Source organism: Tumebacillus amylolyticus, assembly GCF_016722965.1.
Lineage (GTDB): Bacteria > Bacillota > Bacilli > Tumebacillales > Tumebacillaceae > Tumebacillus > Tumebacillus amylolyticus.
Genome location: NZ_JAEQNB010000005.1, coordinates 237,511 through 253,909, shown reverse-complemented (window position 1 = coordinate 253,909; position 16,399 = coordinate 237,511). Strand labels below are relative to the sequence as shown.

Here is a 16,399-nt window from a genome sequence, read left to right as displayed (position 1 = left end):
GTAGGATAAAGTTTGGACATTTATATACAAAAGAGGAAAATGTAATATTTTATCGAATTGTTTAGAGGTAAGATTCTTTAGAGGGGGTACTACAATGGAAGATTACTCAAAATATCAAAGTGAATTCTCAGATGATTCTTTCTGGGAGAAGGTGAAAAAAGTTGCCAAAAAAGTTGGTGCAAAGGGGATCTACGCAGCACTTTTGCTCTACTTTGCCATGCTGAGCCCAAACACTCCCATGAAAGCGAAAGCCGTAATAGCAGGAGCGCTTGGCTATTTTATTTTTCCTATAGATCTAATTCCTGACATAATTCCCGCCGTAGGATATACGGATGACTTTGGAGCTCTCATGTCCGCACTTGCACTTGTAGCTATGTATATCGACGCGGATTGCAAGAGCAAAGCGCGCGAAAAACTTCGCAATTGGTTTGGCAATGATATTGATGCTGAATTGGATGATGTTGATAACAAGGTTGCCTAGTAGTAGGCATTTCCCACAAATGTCCACAGACACACCTCCATTAGGTATTTGTCCGTTTCAATCCCGCTGTCCGAAACATGTATTGTAGCAACAACAGTGGAGGTGTTTGGCATGGGAAAATCAAAAAAGAAATCGAAACATCAACATCAGCAAAACGAAGTCATTTGCCCGCCGCAATATGTGTATCATGATTACTGCACCCAACGCGTCGTCAAGCATGTGCATCCAATCGTGAACGTCTACCGGGAAAACATCGTGTACGTCCCTCAGCATGTCTACAAACAAAGTTCGAGAAAAGAAGTCGTGGACCCCGGGTATCGCCCGAATTGCTGTTAAGGAACGAAACGCACGCAGGTTCAAACCCTGCCCATGTCATCAAACGTAGCTGGAACAAGCAGAGGGGTCCTCGACCTTCTCTGCTTGTTTTTTAGTGTTGAAAGTTAATTATATAGTTTACTTTGTAATTATTATGTTTTATAGTGGAGGTGGACATACGTATCTTACCGGGAGGCTGACTCAATGAATGGGATCGCGGGATTTCTCGATTGGAAGCGGGATGGGAGTGAGCAGCAGTTTTCAGGGTCGTCTACATGCAGTCGAGATCATGTCACAGTGGCGGTCGAGGGCTATTTATACAATCAAAAAGAGATCCGAGAGGCATTGACCGGCGCCGGTCATCGCTTGCAGAGCGGCCAGATCGCGGAACTTTTCCAACTTGCCTATCTACACTGGGGCGATGCATTCGTGGAACGATTGGCCGGCGCGTTTGCCTTCGTGATCTGGGATTCCCGTGAGCGTCGCATGATCTTAGGTCGTGACCAACTCGGCATGAAGAATTTGTACTATTCTGACAAGGGTGAAGTTGTGCCGTTTGGCACGGAGATCAAAAAGGTCTTGGACCACCCGTCCGTCACGCGCAACGTAGCGGGAGACGGGGTCGTCGAACTGCTGATGAAAGGGCCGTACTTCTCGCCGGGCCATGCGGTTTTCCAAGATGTGCAGGAAGTAAAACCGGGCCATCTCGTGATCTGCACGCCCGCCGGAACGAAAAGCATCTGCTACTGGGACCTGCAAAGTCACCTCCACGAAGATTCTCTGGAGCAGACGGTTGGCACGATCGACTCCCTGCTGAACGCGCATGTCTCCCAATGGAGTGAAGATCAGACTCCTCCGACCGTGATCTTGTCCGGCGGTCTGGATTCCAGTGGACTGACCGGGATGATGCACCGCTTTTTTGAAAAAGCGGACGGGTGGAAGTCGTTTTCCGGGAACACGAAGGAAACGTATGAGGCCGAAGACCTGGAAGACATGGACTTTGTCTGGGTCAATCGGGTCGCCGAGCATCTCGGGATGACAAACGTTGAGGTTTTATTCGACCTCAACGCACTCTGGGAACTCAACACCATCCCCCGTCGGGCGCATGACCTCCCCACGCAAGCGAAGTACGAAGCCTCGTCCTACCAAATCTACAAAGAAATTCAGAAGCAAAACGACAGGATCGTCATCGGGGAGGGGGCGGATGAACTGTTCGCCTCGAACTATTGGTTTTACCGCGAGCGTCAACGAGGAGAGGCGAGCCTCCCGTGGTTGCCTGACAAAGCTTGGTTCTACGCTTCTCCCGACCTGCTCGAATCCCTTCGAGCAGAGGAGTACGTGAAGCAAGGCGCTTTGGACCAACTTCGCCAACTCTCGATCCTGTCGAGCGACGACGACACCCATGTACGAATGCGCGAGCTCTCGTACCTCACGATAAAAGAATACCTGCCCTACATCTTGCGCCACAACGAGCGCATGGCAACGGCCGCAGGGGTAGAACTTCGCATGCCGTTCGTAGACCCGCGCTTGGCTCAATATGTATGGAACATCCCTTGGGAGATGAAAAACTACCGAGACCAACCCAAGGGCGTCTTGCGCCAAGTCTTCCGTTCCTACCTGCCCGATTTCATCATCGACCGCAAGAAAAGCAACGTGCCGATGGTGTTCAAAAGCAACTATTCCCAACCCCTTCGCGAAGACACGGAACGATTGCTCCAAGACCGCAACTCGCCCCTGTACGACTTGGTGGACCGAGAGCAAATCCGCAAATCTTTGGATGAAAAAGTGATCGAGCAAGACATGTACATGAGATGGCGACTCGATTACTACCTGCAGATCGACCATTGGATGCGAGAATACCAAGTACAACTCAAACTCTAATTGAAACAACCCGTCAAAAAACGCCACAGGCATCTACTTGTGGCGTTTTTTGTATGTCTCCCGCCCGCCATGCAAACAATAGAACTCGACTGCTACCAGAATCCTCTCTCAGGAGGTCCTTGCCAACATGGACTATACCAAAGAACAACGTCGCGAAATGGAGCGATCCTTTTCCGCGATCTCTCCGTTTGAATTCAAAAACAAACTGATCTCGCTGGCAGAAGGCCGCAAAAAAGGCACGCGGGTCTTGCTCGATGCAGGTCGGGGGAATCCCAACTGGATCGCCGCGACTCCTCGGGAGGCTTTTTTCACGCTGGGGCAATTTGCGGTGCAAGAAAGCCGTCGCGTCTGGAACGACAATGATCTCGCCGGTATGCCGCAGCGGGAGGGAATTGCCGCGCGTTTTCAAGCGTACGCACAGGGAAATCAATCGGCGCCCGGCATGAAGCTTCTGCAAGGAATCATCGACTACGGCATCCGCAACAAAGGGTTTGAAGCAGACCTCTGGGTGTACGAACTCGTCGACGGCATCATCGGCGACAACTACCCGTTCCCGGACCGAATGCTTCTCCACGTCGAAAAAGTCGTGCATGACTTCGTGTTCCAAGAACTGTGTGGCAACGACCCGTCGGCGGGCTCCTTCAACCTGTTCGCCGTGGAAGGCGCAACGGCGGCGATGTGCTATCTGTTTGACACGCTGGCAGAAAATTACCTGCTCACACGCGGGGACAAAATCGCGATCATGGTCCCGATCTTCCCGCCGTATGTGGAGATTCCCGAATTGGAGCGCTACCGCTTCGAAGTCGTGGAGATCAAAGCAAGCGGCGTCGACGAGCAAGGGCGGCACACTTGGCAATACCCGCCGGAAGAGATCGAAAAGCTGGCAGACCCTTCAATAAAAGCGCTGTTCCTCGTCAACCCGAGCAACCCGCCCTCTGTCGCGATTCAAGCGGAGACGGTTCAGCAGATGGTGAACATCGTCAAGGAACGCAATCCGAACTTGATGATCATCACAGATGACGTGTACAGCACATTCGTAGACAATTTCCGCTCGCTCATGGTCGATCTGCCGTACAATGCGATCGGCGTGTACTCGTTTTCCAAGTACTTTGGCGTGACCGGCTGGCGATTGGGCATCGTGGCTCTTCATGAAGACAACGTGTTCGATAAATTGCTTCGAGAGTTGCCGGAGGACAAAAAGAAAATCTTGCACAAACGATACTCTTCGATGTCCCAAACGCCTGACGAGATTCCGTTTCTCGACCGAATGGTGGCAGACAGCCGCTCCGTGGCGATGAACCACACCGCGGGACTCTCGACGCCGCAGCAGGTGCAGATGGCGATTTTCTGCGCGTTTGCGCTGTTGGATGAAGAGAATCGCTACAAGCAACTGACCAAGGACATCTGTCACCGTCGCATGAACCTGCTGTACGAAGGATTGGGTCTGCCTAAACCGAATCTCCCTCAAGACGCCGATTACTACACGGAGTTTGATTTGGAGGAATGGTCGGCGAAACACTACGGCAACCTCTTCACGGAGTTCTTGAAAAAAAACTACGAGCCGGTCGACATCCTGTTCCGACTGGCGGAGAATTCGTCGATCGTGTTGCTCAACGGCGGTGGATTCCACGGACCTACGTGGTCGATCCGCGTCTCCCTCGCCAACCTGAACGACGAGCAATACACTCAGATCGGCCAAGAACTGCACAAAACGCTCGATCAATACGTTGCCGAATGGAAAAAAAACACCCACTAGCCGAGGCTGGTGGGTGTTTTTTTCAGTTCCTCCAACAGGCTTCGCATCTTGCGTACAAACAACAGATTCAGCACGAACACCACGATGTACACGAAGAACGACCACCACAATTTCCAGCCGGAATAGTGGAACACGCCGAATTTCACGGCCAACCATTCGTACAACACCGACAGCAACGACCAGAAGACTACATACACGGCGATCTGCAAATCGTGCGGCTCCCACTTCTGATACAGATACACAAACAGAAACCCGATCGTGGGATAGATGAACAAATGCGTGAAGAAATCGCTCCATTCGAACTTCGGACTGTCCATGATGTCGTACAAATTCAGCGGCGGCACCGCGATGACCATGTCGGCCAGTTGGACGAGAAAGTAGTTAAACACCCAGATCAACACGATGAGCGGCACCGGCATTTTTTTGATGAGAAACGCCTGCATCAGAATCAGGACGATCGAAGACACCAAAACGAAATTTTCGTTGGCATCCCACGACTCGCCGGAAGCAAAAATCGTCACAGAAACTCCTCCCGCCGCAACAAGTATTGGTAGAACTTGTAGAATCCCAAGGTGACGAGTAGTTTGACCGTCCATTCGGGAATGGACCAATACCACTCCCAGTGGAGATAGCGCAGGAGATCAAGCCAAACAAACAGGTAGCCCACTCCGATAAAGAGGAGCAGCCACTTGCCGAAGACCCGCAACTTCGGGAGAAGCCCCAACCTCCCGGCGTAGTCGTTGACGAACAGGGTGCCCATCAACGGGAGTACCACAACTCGGTTCATCAGGTTCAACGCCAGAGGTATCGGGCCTTGTATGCCGTGTTTCCAGAATTGATTGTTCATCGACATGATGATGATAAAGTCTGAGGTCATCGACCCGAACATCAGAAAGATCGCGACCCTCTCGGCCTTTGATATGTATTTCTTCGTACGCCAAGACGCGATGCACACCACAGCGAGCAGAAGCAACTCCACAAGCGTGACCCAGAACAGTTTCATCGATCCGACTCCATCCTTCATTCGAAAAAATTCCAGTTCCAACAATTATGCCCAGAAAGGAAACCTGTCAGCCACGCAGAAAATTGGGTATCATCTGAAAGTCTTTCCATGAGGAGGATTCGGGATCAACGGCCATGACTTGATCGGCGAGACCTGGGAGTTGACCCTGTAAGGTCAACGTTCAAAACAAGCTTCCTGGTCATTCACCCATTTGTAGGACATCTAGGTACTCGCCGTGTCTCGACCCCCTCTTTCGCCATACGATGTGGTGTAAGTTCGAACAGAGAACAGAGGGGGTTAAAATGATGGACGGATACGGCGTATTTGGTGGTTACACTCGTTGGGCTGTGGTGTTCTTGATCATCTTCGTGCTGTTCTTCTTGCTGGTTCCGATTTGCTACCCGGTCACGACGACCACGACGCACTGCAACTAAGCAGGCTCGAAAAAAGCCGCCGATCACCTTCGGGTGTACGGCGGCTTTTTTTGTGCTTGACGACTTCACTAACCAGTGGTTATATTTTAGGTAACCACTGGTTAGTGAAGAGGGTGAACGCAAACCATGCGCTCGGATGAAACCAAACGAAGAATCTTGGAAATGGCAGCCCACCTGTTTGCAGAGCGTGGCTTTGAGAAAGTCACGATGCGCGAAATCGCCAAGGCGGCGGGTTGCTCGCACACGACGATCTACATCTATTACAAGGACAAAGAAGCCCTCCTGCACCGGCTCTCCATGCCGCCGATGCAAGACCTGCGGGATCAGTTTTCGACGATCTTACAAGATCAGGCGATGACGCCCGTTGCACGTGTGAAGTCGATTTCGCGGACGTTCCTCGATTTCTGCTTTGCGAATCGCAATCTGTACACGGTTTTTTTCATGACCCGTGCCTCGCGTGTCGATGAGGTAGACCCCGAAGCTCTTAGGATTCAAAAACTGCGTCTGGAGCTGTTCGGTCAGCTTCGGCAGGGGATTCGTGATTGTTTGCCGCCGGGGCAGAGCGAAGATTCGGTGCTGGCGTATACGCGCGTGTACTTTTTTACCTTGCACGGCATCATGGGGACGTACCAGACTTCGGAGGAGCCGCTCGACGCACTCTTTGCGCGACTGGCCCCCACGTTTGACCTCGCCGTCGATGTCATGCTTGCCGGGTTTCAACAAATCGTCGTCAAGGGAGAGATGCACCGATGAAAATTGAGCAAATCTCGGAACATATCTGGAGTTTGAAGTCTTGGATGTTGATTCCCTGCACCGTTTGGGTGGTTGCAGAGGAGGACGGGTTGACGCTGGTCGATGCCGGGATGCCGTTTATGGCGAAGGGAATTCTCAAGTTCTTGGAGCAGATGAAAGCAACCGGAACTTTACAACGAATTCTCCTCACCCACGGCCACGGCGATCACGTGGGCTCGGTCAAAGCCATTCTCGAGCGGTACACCGTCCCCGTCTACGCGCATGCGACGGAGATTCCCTACATGGACGGCGACCAAATCTACCCGCGTCGCAAGAAACCGGAACACAACATCCCGCGCAAAATCACAACACCGCTTGGGGAAGGGGAGAACTCCCTGCAACGTGTGGGGAGCTTGCTGCCCGTCTTCACCCCCGGACACTCGCCGGGACATGTCGTGTATTACCATGAACAGGACGGCGTCTTGCTTTCCGGAGACCTTTTTACTTCCAAAAACGGACGTCTCCGTCGCCCGATGCGGATGTTCACCGCCGACATGGCTCAGGCGGTGCAGAGTGCAGCTTGCCTGCGCGACCTCAAGCCGAAGCGCGTGGAGATCTGCCACGGCAAGCCGGTTTTCCAGCCGTCCGAACAAGTGGAAGAGTATCTCAAAGCCCATTCCTAAGGAGAAAAGGACGTGTCCAAGGGCATGTCCTTTTTTGTTCAAATAAACTGTCTGTTTCGTGAATGATTTCTAGATCCTTCAAGGCTTGCGTTCTGGTTCCAGACATGGTAAGATGAGATCAATTACAAAGACGACAACCTGAATTCACTTGTTGCAAAGGGTTATCAACTTTGTACTTGCTAACTTTTCGCAATGTGTGAATTTTATTTTGGTTAACGGAATAAAAAGAGCATGTTACATCCCAAATTTCTGGAGGTTTTCTCAAATGCAAACTGGTAACGTAAAATGGTTCAACGCTGAAAAAGGTTTTGGCTTCATCGAAGTTGAAGGCGGTTCCGACGTCTTCGTACACTTCTCCGCTATCCAAGGCGACGGCTTCAAAACTCTTGACGAAGGTCAACGCGTGCAATTCAACGTTGTCCAAGGCAACCGTGGCCCGCAAGCTGAGAACGTTGTAAAGCTGTAAGCCTCAGCTCATAACCAAAAAACTGCCCTTAACTTGTGTTAGGGGCAGTTTTTCTTTGCAAAAGGGGGTTCTGTCATGTATAAACGAGGAAAAGCGGTCGAGGAAGTCCCGGAAGAGAACACTGCGATCTGGTCGTGCACGCAGGAGAGCTGCAAGGGGTGGATGCGAGACAACTTTGCTTTTGAACACGTACCCACTTGCCCTCTGTGTCAGCACCCGATGGAAAGCGGGATGAGAGTGTTGCCCCTGTTGGCGAACTCGAACACCGATATGAAGTCGATGAAAAAGGGCGTCCAAATCCAGTCGCCAAAAAACCACTGAGTCATAGGACTCGGTGGTTTTTTTTGGTACGATGGACAGTGTGGAACTTATAGAGGGAGGTCCCCCCATGAAATCTCAAAAAGGTCTGGAACTGCTCGCCAAAGTGCGCGAGATCTCCATGAAACTCCCCGAGGTCACAGAAGCTGTGGACTCTTTTGGTCATACATCGTTTCGCGTCACGGACAAGCCGTTCGTCATGATGGGCGAAAACGCCCCGATCGCGACCTTGGCGATCAAAACCCTGCCGACCACGCAAGACTTGCTCTTGCAAAAAGCCGGCTATTCCAAAACCCCCTACATAGGACGTCACGGTTGGGTCTCTCTCGACACCAACGAAACGATTGATTGGCAAGAAGTTCAAGAGTTGATTCTCGAAGGCTACCTTCGCAGCGCGCCGAAACGTCTCGCGAAATTGGTTCTGTAGCGTTGTTTTGTGGTACAATCTGTGAAGGATTGCTTTCACAAGAATTGGCACTGCAACCCTCAAGACGCGGATAGAGTTTGCCCTTGATGGGGAAGATGCAGGGAGAAGCTTAACATCTCGGAGGAGGAATTTTGCATGCAAATTAACAACCGGATTTTCGACTTGGAGATCCAGCGACATAAACTTGGTGAATCGGACGAGTCGTTCATCGACTTCTTGATCGGCGGATCTTCCGGTTTTGAAGGATACAACCGCCAATATCGCCTGCTGTTGACCGGCGGCGCCGACACGCTCCAACCGCTGAAAGTTCTGCATGGCAGTTCCTTGCCGTGCTTCATGTGCGCAGGCGGCTACTCCTGCCCGTCCTTGACCAAGCGCAAGGACGAAGTCTACAGCGAACTGCTGGCACAAATGGAAGAAGCCAACTTGGTCAACGCCGGCGAATAGTCTTCGTCTCAGCCCGAGGCCGAGGCAACGAAAAAAGCCCAACTTCTGTTGGGCTTTTTTTCATGCCTTTTTTATTCGGTCAAAGGCTTTCCTCCGACCACGAGACCCCTGTAATTGCGCGTGTTGTTATCCAGATACAGGTACCAGACTTCTTCTTTCCCGCTGTCCGCATCGTGGAGGTAGACTTCGACTTGCTTGGTGCGGAATTCCCCGCCCCAGCCGAGGGTGATCGTCGGGCCGTCTGAAATCTTGCCGATGTTGCTGTACGTGAGCTTGCGGGACTTCAGAGCTTGCATCCATTGGTCAAAAGGCGCAATCGGCTCTTTGGGGGCTACGTACTTGCGTGTGGGGTTGTACGGCGCTTCCGGCATCTCAAGGACTGCGGTGTCCCATTTGGTTTGGAGCGCTTCCATAAAATTCATCGCTGCAGTCTGGTAGTTCATCCGCAAGATGTCGTCCTCCGAAGGCAAACTTGCAGCGCTCGTAGAGAGCGCGGGTATCGCCGAACCTTTTGAAGCCGATGTCTCTTGGGGCTTTTTTTGATTCGGAGCATGGTTTGGCAACAGGAACACAGTTGCCAGACACACCGCGACGACGCCCCCGATCGTCGCTTGTAAGGCACGGTTTTGGCGCAAGGGTTTGGCTTGATGACGTGCCGCAGTTGAACCCAAATATCGTTGCAATTCATGGGAGAAAAACTGCAAGATCAACACCGCTCCGGCAAAAAAGGCACCCGACCCGGCGACGATCCACCAATAGCTCCGGATGTACTTGGCTCCATAGGCGATCAGAGAGCCCCATTCCCCGTTCAAAGACAGGTAGACGAGGACCGCCGGAGGACCGTCATCCACGAGAAACGACTCGCCCCCGCCGAGGAAAATCGAGAGGATCGAGAGCTGCCCGATCAGGAACAACACGCCCGCAAAGTCGGACAAGAAGGCAAACAACAACTCCGACCGCATATGCGGCAAGATGTGCCGTCCGATGATGCGCGGGGTCGAGGCACCCATCGTCCGAGCGGCTTCGATGTACAACCGCCCCGCGTAAAAAGCAGAGCGCTCTGCAAACTGGTTGGAAATCTGCGGAACGCCGATGACGACGATCATCGCAAACAACAGAACTCCCGTCTGGTCCGGCGACAAAAAAGCGTACATCCCGAACAACGTCGGGAAGATGAACACCAAGGGCGGCACGGCCGAGACCACGACATTGAAAAAAGCGATCACACTCCGCCCGCGCCCTGTTGCCCCGGAGTACAACCCGAACGGCAAAGCGAGCAAAAAACGCAAGACCGTTGCAAAAAAAGCAAAGCCCAGCGTGTATTTCGCACCGTTGAGCAACAACGAAAGCAAATCAAATCCTCGATGGTCCGTCCCCAACCAATGTTGCCAAGAGGGAGCAAACGGCGGTGCGACCGGTTTTTTGTGCCCGGTGACAGGGTCCAGCAATTGAAGATAGGGGATTTTGTCCGCTTTGTCGATGCCATAGGGCATGAGATGGTGCCCGAACACCACGACGAAGAGCAGCAGGAGCAAAAGCCCCCAAGCCAGACGGTACCGCCGTGGCGAGTCGTCCACATGCAACGATTTCATCTACGCGCCCTCCTTCGTGTTGACGATCAGCATCTTCTGCAAGAGGAACAGGATGCCGTGTGCGAGGAGCGCAAAGCAGGCGAGAATCCCGCAAGTGGTCGGCAGCGACGTCACGAGCACGAGTTTTTCATTCAACGCATACCCGCCGAGACCGAAGATTCCGCACATCACTTCCGACATGACGAGCGCCGTAATGGAAACGGTGACGGCACGAGGCAGGACGGCGAGCACGTCCGCCGTGGTGTTGCGCAAGATATGGTAGAGCAGGGTAGCGGTGGAAGTCAGACCCTTGGAATAGGCCGTTTTGATATAATCGGCCTGCCATTCGCGTTCCACTGCGATGCGCAACGTTCCGTACAAGAGCAGCGCCGGCATGATGGAGACGGTCAGCAAGGGGATCAACAACGGAATATCGCCCGCAAACTGCATGATCAAGACCACGTTGTGACCGGCGAGTTTTGCCAGCAAGATGGCGACAAATTGGAACAGCACGAGTAGCAAAAAGTCGGGCAAGGCGAGCAACAGCGCATGGAGGCGATCCATGACCCGACCGACTCGCGGCTTCCACGCGGCGGTCAGCGCCAATCCGTAGCCAAGCACGAGAGAAAGCAAGAAGCCGGGAATCAAGTAGGACAGCGAGCGCACGACCATATCCGGCAGCAGATTGGAGACGGGATACGCACGAGAAGGATTGGACTTGTACGTAATCGTCCCGATGTCGCCCGATGCAAATTGGTTGATTTGTTGCTTCAACCCGTAGACATACGCTTTGAAAGCAAAAGTCGGCGGCTCCATCGCGACCGGCTTCGCGTCCATGACATACTCGTTGCTCTTGAGTTTTTGCACATACTCGGCGACTTGTCCGAACGGGACGGTCACGAGATTCGAATCCGCCACGTGTGTGTCGGGGACCGAATCTGTAACGGTTTGGAGCGTGACGCCGTCGAGAGCCGCTTTGTGAGTCAGTTCGACGTTGACTTTGTCCAGTTCTTGGTGCTGGACGCCTTTGTCCACGTTGGCCACGAGGAAAATCCCGATAAAAATAAAAAGGCAGATCAAAAGCCCTTTGATCAAACGCATGCCGCAGCCTCCTTGTTCAGTATTCTAGAAAAAAAACCTCCGATGCGGAGGTTATTTCTTGAACCAACAGCGCAGCGCCCACTTGCGTTCGGACCGTTTCTTGTACTTGGGCAGGGAGCGGTACACGTCGACGCCTTCGTGGAACGCCCGCTTGGATTCGGTGGCACGACCGAGTTGGTGATACAACGTCCCCAGCCGGTAGTACGCTTCACACGACGACGAGTGAATTTCTTGGAAGCTCGCCAGATAGCGCAGGGCTTTGTCCTGATCGACAGACGTATACGCCTCAGCCAATTTCAGATACGGCTCCCCGTACTTCGCGCGGGGATTGAGCGCGAGGCCTTCCAAGATCCGCGCTTCCCCATCCGCCACGCGACCGAGTTTCAACAGGGCAAAGCCGGACTCGCACAAGACATCTGCCGAATCGCGCATCACCAAGTGCGCTTCTTCCAGCCAATTGTTGGCTTCTTCGTAGCGTTTCTTGTTGAGCAAGAGACGCGCCAGCTCGACTTTGGCCTGCGTGTCGTTCGGGTTCATCCGCAAGTCGTTGCGCAACTGCGAGATTCTCCGCGACCGGCGCAGCGGTTCCAGCAAACTCGGGAAGATCCCGACAAAGCGGCGGTCTGCTACATAAATGATCACGAGCAACACCAAGATGGCGAGAATCGGGCTTCTCGTCAGGTACAGCAAGATCGTGAACAGGAAAAATTTACTCACTTTACGTCAGCCTCCGTTGTATCCAAACTCCAAACTTTCATGCTTTTCATTCTATCAGAAAAAAGCCCGATCCAGTGTGTTTGGATCGGGCTTTTTTCCAGAAACTTGCTTATTTGGTTGTCAGCTTGTACGAGGCGGCGATCAGCACCAACGCCAGAGCGACGACGAGGGTCCCCGCCCAGGCAGACGTTGCCAGAACGGCGATGAAGATGAGAAGCAACGCAAGCAGCGCCACCGCAGAGACCACCGGGACTTTTCCCTGACTGCGGCTCTTGAGATGCGCTGCCAAGAGCAGCATCCAGACGATCATCGCCGAGTAGCTCGGGATGACCATGAGGTAGTCAAACGTATGCCCCTTCGCGAAAAAGGCGATGAACACGCCGATGTACAGAAACGAAGTCGAGGCCAGCAACGCGCGGACCGGGACTTTTTTGGTAGACAGCTTGGCGAAAAAGCGCGGGGCTTGCCCGTCGCCCGCTTGCGTGTAGAGCATGCGCGAGGCGGCGTACATGCCGGTGTTGGCGGCAGACAGCACGGCGGTCAGCATGACGAAGTTCATGATGTCCCCCGCATACGGAATGCCGATCGCCGAGAACACCGTCACGAACGGCGAGTTCTCGTCAAGTTGATTCCACGGAACCAGCGACATAATCACGATCATCGGCAACACGTAGAACACCAAGATGCGGTAGATCACACCTCGTGCGGCGCGAGGCACGACTTTTGCCGCGTCCTCCGTCTCGCCAAGGGTCATCCCGATCATTTCCGTCCCGCCAAACGAGAACATCACGACCAGCATCGACTGCGCCAAACCGGACAGACCGTTCGGGAAAAAACCTCCGGAGTCGGTCAAGTGGCGGAACCCCGTCGCCGGATGGTCTCCAAACCCGGTGAACAGCAGCACGCCCCCGATGACGATAAACAGAAGCAGCGTGAGAATTTTCACACCCGTCAGCCAGAATTCCGTCTCCCCGAACACGTTCACTTGGAACAGATTCAACAGTGTGATGCCAATCGACACGATCAACGACAAGAGCCAAAGCGGAACGGACGGGAACCAATGGTTCAAGAACACGCCCGCCGTCGCGACTTCGGCCGCCATGACGAGCACCCAAGTCAGCCAGTACATCCACCCGGCGAAGTACCCGGTGAAACGCCCGAGTATCGGTTCCAACAACTCGCGGAACGTGGCGGCTTGGGTATTGCGGACGGCCATGTCTGCCAAGCCTTGCATGACGAACAACAAAATGATGCCGCCCAGCAAGTAGGCGAGTACGACACTGGGTCCGGCCATCGCAATCGAGGTGGAACTGCCCTTGAACATCCCAGCCCCGATCGCCCCGCCCAGTGCGATCATCATGATATGTCGCGCTTTCAGACTGCGTGCTAACTCTTGGTCTCTGCTCATACTCCTGATCTCATCCCTTCTCTACTCTCTCAACTAGACTTAATTATAGGTTATAGCATAAGGCTATCTTTTCGACAAGGTGATACAATAAAGAGATGAATGAACTTGGAGATCGGAGGCTGCCTACTTCTTATGATCGATCATACTCATCTCGTCTTCTTGCTGCGCTTGGTGCTAAGTGTCGTGTTGGGCGCCCTCATGGGGTTGGAACGCGAGCGGAAGAACAAGTCGGCCGGGCTCAAAACCCACATCTTGGTCGCCGTATCCGGTTGCCTGCTCATGTGGCTCTCGACGCACGGATTTGCCGAATTTCAGAACGACCCCCGTGTCAGCTTCGACCCGGCTCGGTTGGCGGCCCAAGTCGGCGGCGGGATCGGCGGGTTCTTGGCTGCAGGGATTTTCTTGCGAAGCGATCGCTTTGCGATCAGCGGCTACTCCACGGCGGGGATGTTGTTGTTGGCGTTGATCATCGGATTTGCCGTGGGCGGCGGTCAATACTTCGTCGCGATCGTATCCGTGTTGGTCGTCGTCGCTTGCATGGTCTGGCTCGACCCGTTGCAAAACCGCTTGCACCGCACCCGTCACAAACAATTGACGTATACGTCCTTCGACCGACCGGCTCTGCTGGCCGACATCGCGACGATCCTTGGCAAACACCGCATCAACATCGTCGATGTCTCGATCCAAGAGGAGGAGGGTTCCGCTGTCACCGAGATGGAGGTGACGTTTCCGCCGAACTTGGATTGGGAGAAAGTCTTGCAGGAGATCTCGTCTGTGGAGAGCGTGACGTCCGTCAACTTGCAGTGATCGTAAAAAGCAGACCGGTTCGTCCCGGTCTGCTTTTTTGTGTGTACTTCCGTTAGCCGACGTTGACCGGCAAGGAGATCCTGAACGTCGATCCTTGGATGTCGCCGGAGAAGTAGTCGAGCAATTTCTTGACCATGAACAGGCCGATGCCTTGACCGCTTTCTTCGTGGTTCATTTGATCGGTGGACATGCCATTGATCTGCGTCGTACGCTCCAAGGTTTTGATCTCTTGCTTTTCGTCATCGGTCCTATATAATCGTCATTATGTAGGGAGGCGAAATATTTGGACAAATACAAAGCGTGGCTGATACTGGTGTTGTGCAATCTGTTCTGGGCCGGCAATTATATATTCGGCAAATACGTCGTAGCCGAAATGACGCCGTTATGGATGACCACGGCTCGCTGGCTGGGAGCTTTGGTGTTGTTGGTACCGTTGGCGCAGATTTTCGAACGTCCTCAGTGGAAGCAGGTTTTTCGTCACTGGTTCCTCTTGCTGTGCATGGGGTTGCTCGGGTCTGTGATGTATAATTTCACTTTATATGAAGCGTTACAATTCACCTCTTCGACTTCTGCGGCGTTCGTCCAAGCGCTCAATCCGGCCGTGTTGGTCGTGTTCGCGATGATCTTCCTGCGCGAAAGGCTGCAAGGCAAGCAATGGGCCGGGCTGTTGGTTTCTCTGGTGGGAGTCGTCGTATTGCTTTGCAAAGGGGATTGGAATGTCCTCTTGCAAGCAGAGTATAACCGCGGCGACCTGCTGATGGTCGTGGCCGTGGTCGTCTGGTCGGTCTATACGTTATTATCGAAGAAGGCATCGGGCATCCCCCCGATTGCGGCGACGGCGGTCTCGACTTTTTTCAGCGTGGTCGTGATGTTGCCGTTTGCGTTGGCGCAGGGGTTTGATGCCTCGAAGTTGACATCGGTCGGGATGATGGGCATGGCGTACATCGTGTTGTTTCCTTCGGTGGGTTCCTATATCCTGTGGAGTGTCGGAGTTCGGGCGATCGGCCCAAGCCAAGCCGGGGTGTTTTTGAATTTCATCCCGTTGTTCACGGCGTTGATCTCGCTGTTGCTCGGTCAGTCGATCACGTTCTCTCAGGTACTCGGGGGTGGATTGATTCTCCTCGGGGTGTACTTCACGAGCAGACGTCAGGAGAAAATCAGGGAGGAATTCAACCAATGACGGTTTCGTACCCCTTTGACGCAAACGCCCTCGTCGATGAAGTGACGGCGGGCATCTATGAGGAGTTTCCGGAGCTTTTGGAACGCTACGGCGAACGCGGCAAAGTGAAATGTCGCGAAGATGTGTTTTATCATCTGGAGCACTTGCAGATCGCATTCAATATGAAGCAAGACAAATTGTTCGTGGACTATGCGATCTGGTTGGACGGTCTCCTGCGTTCCCGCGGGATGACGACGGCTCATGTGGTGGACAGTTTCTCACGCATCGAGCGCGCGATGGCGGGCAAGTTGCCGGGCGACCTCCAAGCAGGTTTCGCGCATCTCTTGCAGCTCGCGGTCAAGACGCTTTTGGAAAAAGCTGAAAAAACGGGCGAGTAGACGGGACAGACGTCCACGACAAGGACAGAGCTTTTCCATAGAATGTAGTATCTTCTCTGGAAAGGCGGAATGAGACATGTACGGTGCATTTGGCGGTTACACCCAGTGGGCGGTCGTCTTTCTGATCATTTTCGTATTGTTTATCCTGTTGGTTCCGTGGTGCTAGTCTGACGCGTTTTTTTCTGACAAAAAACACCCGTTCTGCCTGTGTGGCGGAGCGGGTGTTTTTTTATTAGCGTGAGGGGCTATCAATAAATATCTTTTTGTGTTAAATTTACTGTACTAATTTTCACGG

Annotated in this window: 21 protein-coding genes; 14 read left to right on the top strand and 7 right to left on the bottom strand. The window is 53.2% G+C overall.

From position 1 onward, the window contains the following. The first annotated feature begins 94 nt into the window (after nt 1-94). The 4 genes from JJB07_RS16670 (at nt 95) to aspD (ending at nt 4,433) form a co-directional block, all read left to right on the top strand. Nucleotides 95-481 (top strand): YkvA family protein, encoded by a 387-nt coding sequence (locus JJB07_RS16670; RefSeq protein ID WP_201637019.1) that lies wholly within the window; start codon nt 95-97, stop codon nt 479-481. Nucleotides 482-592: 111 nt separating this feature from the next. Further along, nucleotides 593-817, top strand: a complete 225-nt coding sequence (locus JJB07_RS16665; protein ID WP_201637017.1) for a hypothetical protein — start codon at nt 593-595, stop codon at nt 815-817. A 183-nt stretch (nt 818-1,000) separates the two neighbouring features. Then, on the top strand, nt 1,001-2,677 hold the full coding sequence (gene asnB, locus JJB07_RS16660) for an asparagine synthase (glutamine-hydrolyzing) (protein ID WP_201637015.1): 1,677 nt from the start codon (nt 1,001-1,003) through the stop codon (nt 2,675-2,677). 127 nt (nt 2,678-2,804) lie between these two features. Continuing rightward, entirely contained in the window at nt 2,805-4,433 is a 1,629-nt protein-coding gene (gene aspD, locus JJB07_RS16655) for an aspartate 4-decarboxylase (protein ID WP_201637013.1), read from the top strand. Here the strand turns inward: aspD and JJB07_RS16650 are convergent. Then, nucleotides 4,430-4,954, bottom strand: coding sequence for a hypothetical protein (locus JJB07_RS16650; protein ID WP_201637011.1), 525 nt, complete (start codon nt 4,952-4,954; stop codon nt 4,430-4,432). The genes aspD and JJB07_RS16650 overlap by 4 nt on opposite strands. Continuing rightward, nucleotides 4,951-5,436: a hypothetical protein gene (locus tag JJB07_RS16645; protein WP_201637009.1), complete on the bottom strand. Its 486-nt coding sequence runs from the start codon at nt 5,434-5,436 to the stop codon at nt 4,951-4,953. Before JJB07_RS16645 ends, JJB07_RS16650 begins: the two co-directional genes overlap by 4 nt. Before the next feature lie 305 nt (nt 5,437-5,741). Here JJB07_RS16645 and JJB07_RS24280 point away from each other — a divergent pair, with 305 nt between their 5' ends. The 7 genes from JJB07_RS24280 (at nt 5,742) to JJB07_RS16615 (ending at nt 8,943) form a co-directional block, all read left to right on the top strand. Then, nucleotides 5,742-5,870 (top strand): hypothetical protein, encoded by a 129-nt coding sequence (locus tag JJB07_RS24280; RefSeq protein ID WP_283809155.1) that lies wholly within the window; start codon nt 5,742-5,744, stop codon nt 5,868-5,870. Between the two features lie 126 nt (nt 5,871-5,996). Next, nucleotides 5,997-6,623, top strand: coding sequence for a TetR/AcrR family transcriptional regulator (locus tag JJB07_RS16640; RefSeq protein ID WP_201637007.1), 627 nt, complete (start codon nt 5,997-5,999; stop codon nt 6,621-6,623). Then, nucleotides 6,620-7,285, top strand: coding sequence for an MBL fold metallo-hydrolase (locus tag JJB07_RS16635; protein ID WP_201637006.1), 666 nt, complete (start codon nt 6,620-6,622; stop codon nt 7,283-7,285). Before JJB07_RS16640 ends, JJB07_RS16635 begins: the two co-directional genes overlap by 4 nt. 265 nt (nt 7,286-7,550) lie before the next feature. After that, nucleotides 7,551-7,751 carry a cold-shock protein gene (locus tag JJB07_RS16630; protein WP_201637005.1) on the top strand — a complete coding sequence of 67 codons (201 nt, stop codon included), beginning with the start codon at nt 7,551-7,553 and terminating at the stop codon, nt 7,749-7,751. Nucleotides 7,752-7,826: 75 nt separating this feature from the next. Beyond that, nucleotides 7,827-8,072 carry a cold-shock protein gene (locus JJB07_RS16625; RefSeq protein ID WP_201637004.1) on the top strand — a complete coding sequence of 82 codons (246 nt, stop codon included), beginning with the start codon at nt 7,827-7,829 and terminating at the stop codon, nt 8,070-8,072. Between the two features lie 67 nt (nt 8,073-8,139). After that, nucleotides 8,140-8,496, top strand: a complete 357-nt coding sequence (locus JJB07_RS16620) for an MmcQ/YjbR family DNA-binding protein (RefSeq protein ID WP_201637003.1) — start codon at nt 8,140-8,142, stop codon at nt 8,494-8,496. Nucleotides 8,497-8,631: 135 nt separating this feature from the next. Further along, the gene (locus JJB07_RS16615; protein ID WP_201637002.1) at nt 8,632-8,943 is read left to right on the top strand and encodes a hypothetical protein; all 312 of its coding nucleotides are present in this window, start codon (nt 8,632-8,634) and stop codon (nt 8,941-8,943) included. 71 nt (nt 8,944-9,014) lie between these two features. Here the strand turns inward: JJB07_RS16615 and JJB07_RS16610 are convergent, their stop codons facing one another. The 4 genes from JJB07_RS16610 to JJB07_RS16595 all read right to left on the bottom strand — a co-directional run bounded on the left by JJB07_RS16610 (nt 9,015) and on the right by JJB07_RS16595 (nt 13,740). Continuing rightward, nucleotides 9,015-10,535 (bottom strand): ABC transporter permease, encoded by a 1,521-nt coding sequence (locus JJB07_RS16610; protein ID WP_201637001.1) that lies wholly within the window; start codon nt 10,533-10,535, stop codon nt 9,015-9,017. Further along, nucleotides 10,536-11,615: an ABC transporter permease subunit gene (locus tag JJB07_RS16605; protein ID WP_201637000.1), complete on the bottom strand. Its 1,080-nt coding sequence runs from the start codon at nt 11,613-11,615 to the stop codon at nt 10,536-10,538. A gap of 51 nt (nt 11,616-11,666) precedes the next feature. Beyond that, complete coding sequence (locus tag JJB07_RS16600; protein ID WP_201636999.1) at nt 11,667-12,332, bottom strand: tetratricopeptide repeat protein; 666 nt, start codon at nt 12,330-12,332, stop codon at nt 11,667-11,669. A 109-nt stretch (nt 12,333-12,441) separates the two neighbouring features. Beyond that, the gene (locus JJB07_RS16595; protein ID WP_201636997.1) at nt 12,442-13,740 is read right to left on the bottom strand and encodes an amino acid permease; all 1,299 of its coding nucleotides are present in this window, start codon (nt 13,738-13,740) and stop codon (nt 12,442-12,444) included. Nucleotides 13,741-13,872: 132 nt separating this feature from the next. On the opposite strand from JJB07_RS16595, the gene JJB07_RS16590 reads away from it, so the two are divergent. After that, the gene (locus JJB07_RS16590; protein ID WP_201636995.1) at nt 13,873-14,547 is read left to right on the top strand and encodes an MgtC/SapB family protein; all 675 of its coding nucleotides are present in this window, start codon (nt 13,873-13,875) and stop codon (nt 14,545-14,547) included. A 52-nt stretch (nt 14,548-14,599) separates the two neighbouring features. Here JJB07_RS16590 and JJB07_RS16585 read toward each other — a convergent pair whose 3' ends face one another. Beyond that, nucleotides 14,600-14,764, bottom strand: a complete 165-nt coding sequence (locus JJB07_RS16585; protein ID WP_201636994.1) for an ATP-binding protein — start codon at nt 14,762-14,764, stop codon at nt 14,600-14,602. Between the two features lie 66 nt (nt 14,765-14,830). On the opposite strand from JJB07_RS16585, the gene JJB07_RS16580 reads away from it, so the two are divergent. Next, a complete protein-coding gene (locus tag JJB07_RS16580) occupies nt 14,831-15,727 on the top strand; it encodes a DMT family transporter (protein ID WP_201636993.1) in 897 nt (298 codons plus the stop codon). After that, the gene (locus JJB07_RS16575) at nt 15,724-16,104 is read left to right on the top strand and encodes a hypothetical protein (RefSeq protein WP_201636992.1); all 381 of its coding nucleotides are present in this window, start codon (nt 15,724-15,726) and stop codon (nt 16,102-16,104) included. Before JJB07_RS16580 ends, JJB07_RS16575 begins: the two co-directional genes overlap by 4 nt. Nucleotides 16,105-16,399: the final 295 nt, after the last annotated feature.

Excerpts from the sequence above, each read along its gene's own strand:
- JJB07_RS16645 (WP_201637009.1), bottom strand. The coding sequence starts at position 5,436 with ATGAAACTGTTCTGGGTCACGCTTGTGGAGTTGCTTCTGCTCGCTGTG.
- JJB07_RS16635 (WP_201637006.1), top strand. The coding sequence starts at position 6,620 with ATGAAAATTGAGCAAATCTCGGAACATATCTGGAGTTTGAAGTCTTGG.
- JJB07_RS16665 (WP_201637017.1), top strand. The coding sequence starts at position 593 with ATGGGAAAATCAAAAAAGAAATCGAAACATCAACATCAGCAAAACGAA.
- JJB07_RS16610 (WP_201637001.1), bottom strand. The coding sequence starts at position 10,535 with ATGAAATCGTTGCATGTGGACGACTCGCCACGGCGGTACCGTCTGGCT.
- JJB07_RS16575 (WP_201636992.1), top strand. The coding sequence starts at position 15,724 with ATGACGGTTTCGTACCCCTTTGACGCAAACGCCCTCGTCGATGAAGTG.
- JJB07_RS16605 (WP_201637000.1), bottom strand. The coding sequence starts at position 11,615 with ATGCGTTTGATCAAAGGGCTTTTGATCTGCCTTTTTATTTTTATCGGG.
- JJB07_RS16630 (WP_201637005.1), top strand. The coding sequence starts at position 7,551 with ATGCAAACTGGTAACGTAAAATGGTTCAACGCTGAAAAAGGTTTTGGC.
- JJB07_RS16595 (WP_201636997.1), bottom strand. The coding sequence starts at position 13,740 with ATGAGCAGAGACCAAGAGTTAGCACGCAGTCTGAAAGCGCGACATATC.
- JJB07_RS16625 (WP_201637004.1), top strand. The coding sequence starts at position 7,827 with ATGTATAAACGAGGAAAAGCGGTCGAGGAAGTCCCGGAAGAGAACACT.
- JJB07_RS16640 (WP_201637007.1), top strand. The coding sequence starts at position 5,997 with ATGCGCTCGGATGAAACCAAACGAAGAATCTTGGAAATGGCAGCCCAC.
- JJB07_RS24280 (WP_283809155.1), top strand. The coding sequence starts at position 5,742 with ATGGACGGATACGGCGTATTTGGTGGTTACACTCGTTGGGCTGTGGTG.
- asnB (WP_201637015.1), top strand. The coding sequence starts at position 1,001 with ATGAATGGGATCGCGGGATTTCTCGATTGGAAGCGGGATGGGAGTGAG.
- aspD (WP_201637013.1), top strand. The coding sequence starts at position 2,805 with ATGGACTATACCAAAGAACAACGTCGCGAAATGGAGCGATCCTTTTCC.
- JJB07_RS16590 (WP_201636995.1), top strand. The coding sequence starts at position 13,873 with ATGATCGATCATACTCATCTCGTCTTCTTGCTGCGCTTGGTGCTAAGT.
- JJB07_RS16620 (WP_201637003.1), top strand. The coding sequence starts at position 8,140 with ATGAAATCTCAAAAAGGTCTGGAACTGCTCGCCAAAGTGCGCGAGATC.
- JJB07_RS16670 (WP_201637019.1), top strand. The coding sequence starts at position 95 with ATGGAAGATTACTCAAAATATCAAAGTGAATTCTCAGATGATTCTTTC.
- JJB07_RS16615 (WP_201637002.1), top strand. The coding sequence starts at position 8,632 with ATGCAAATTAACAACCGGATTTTCGACTTGGAGATCCAGCGACATAAA.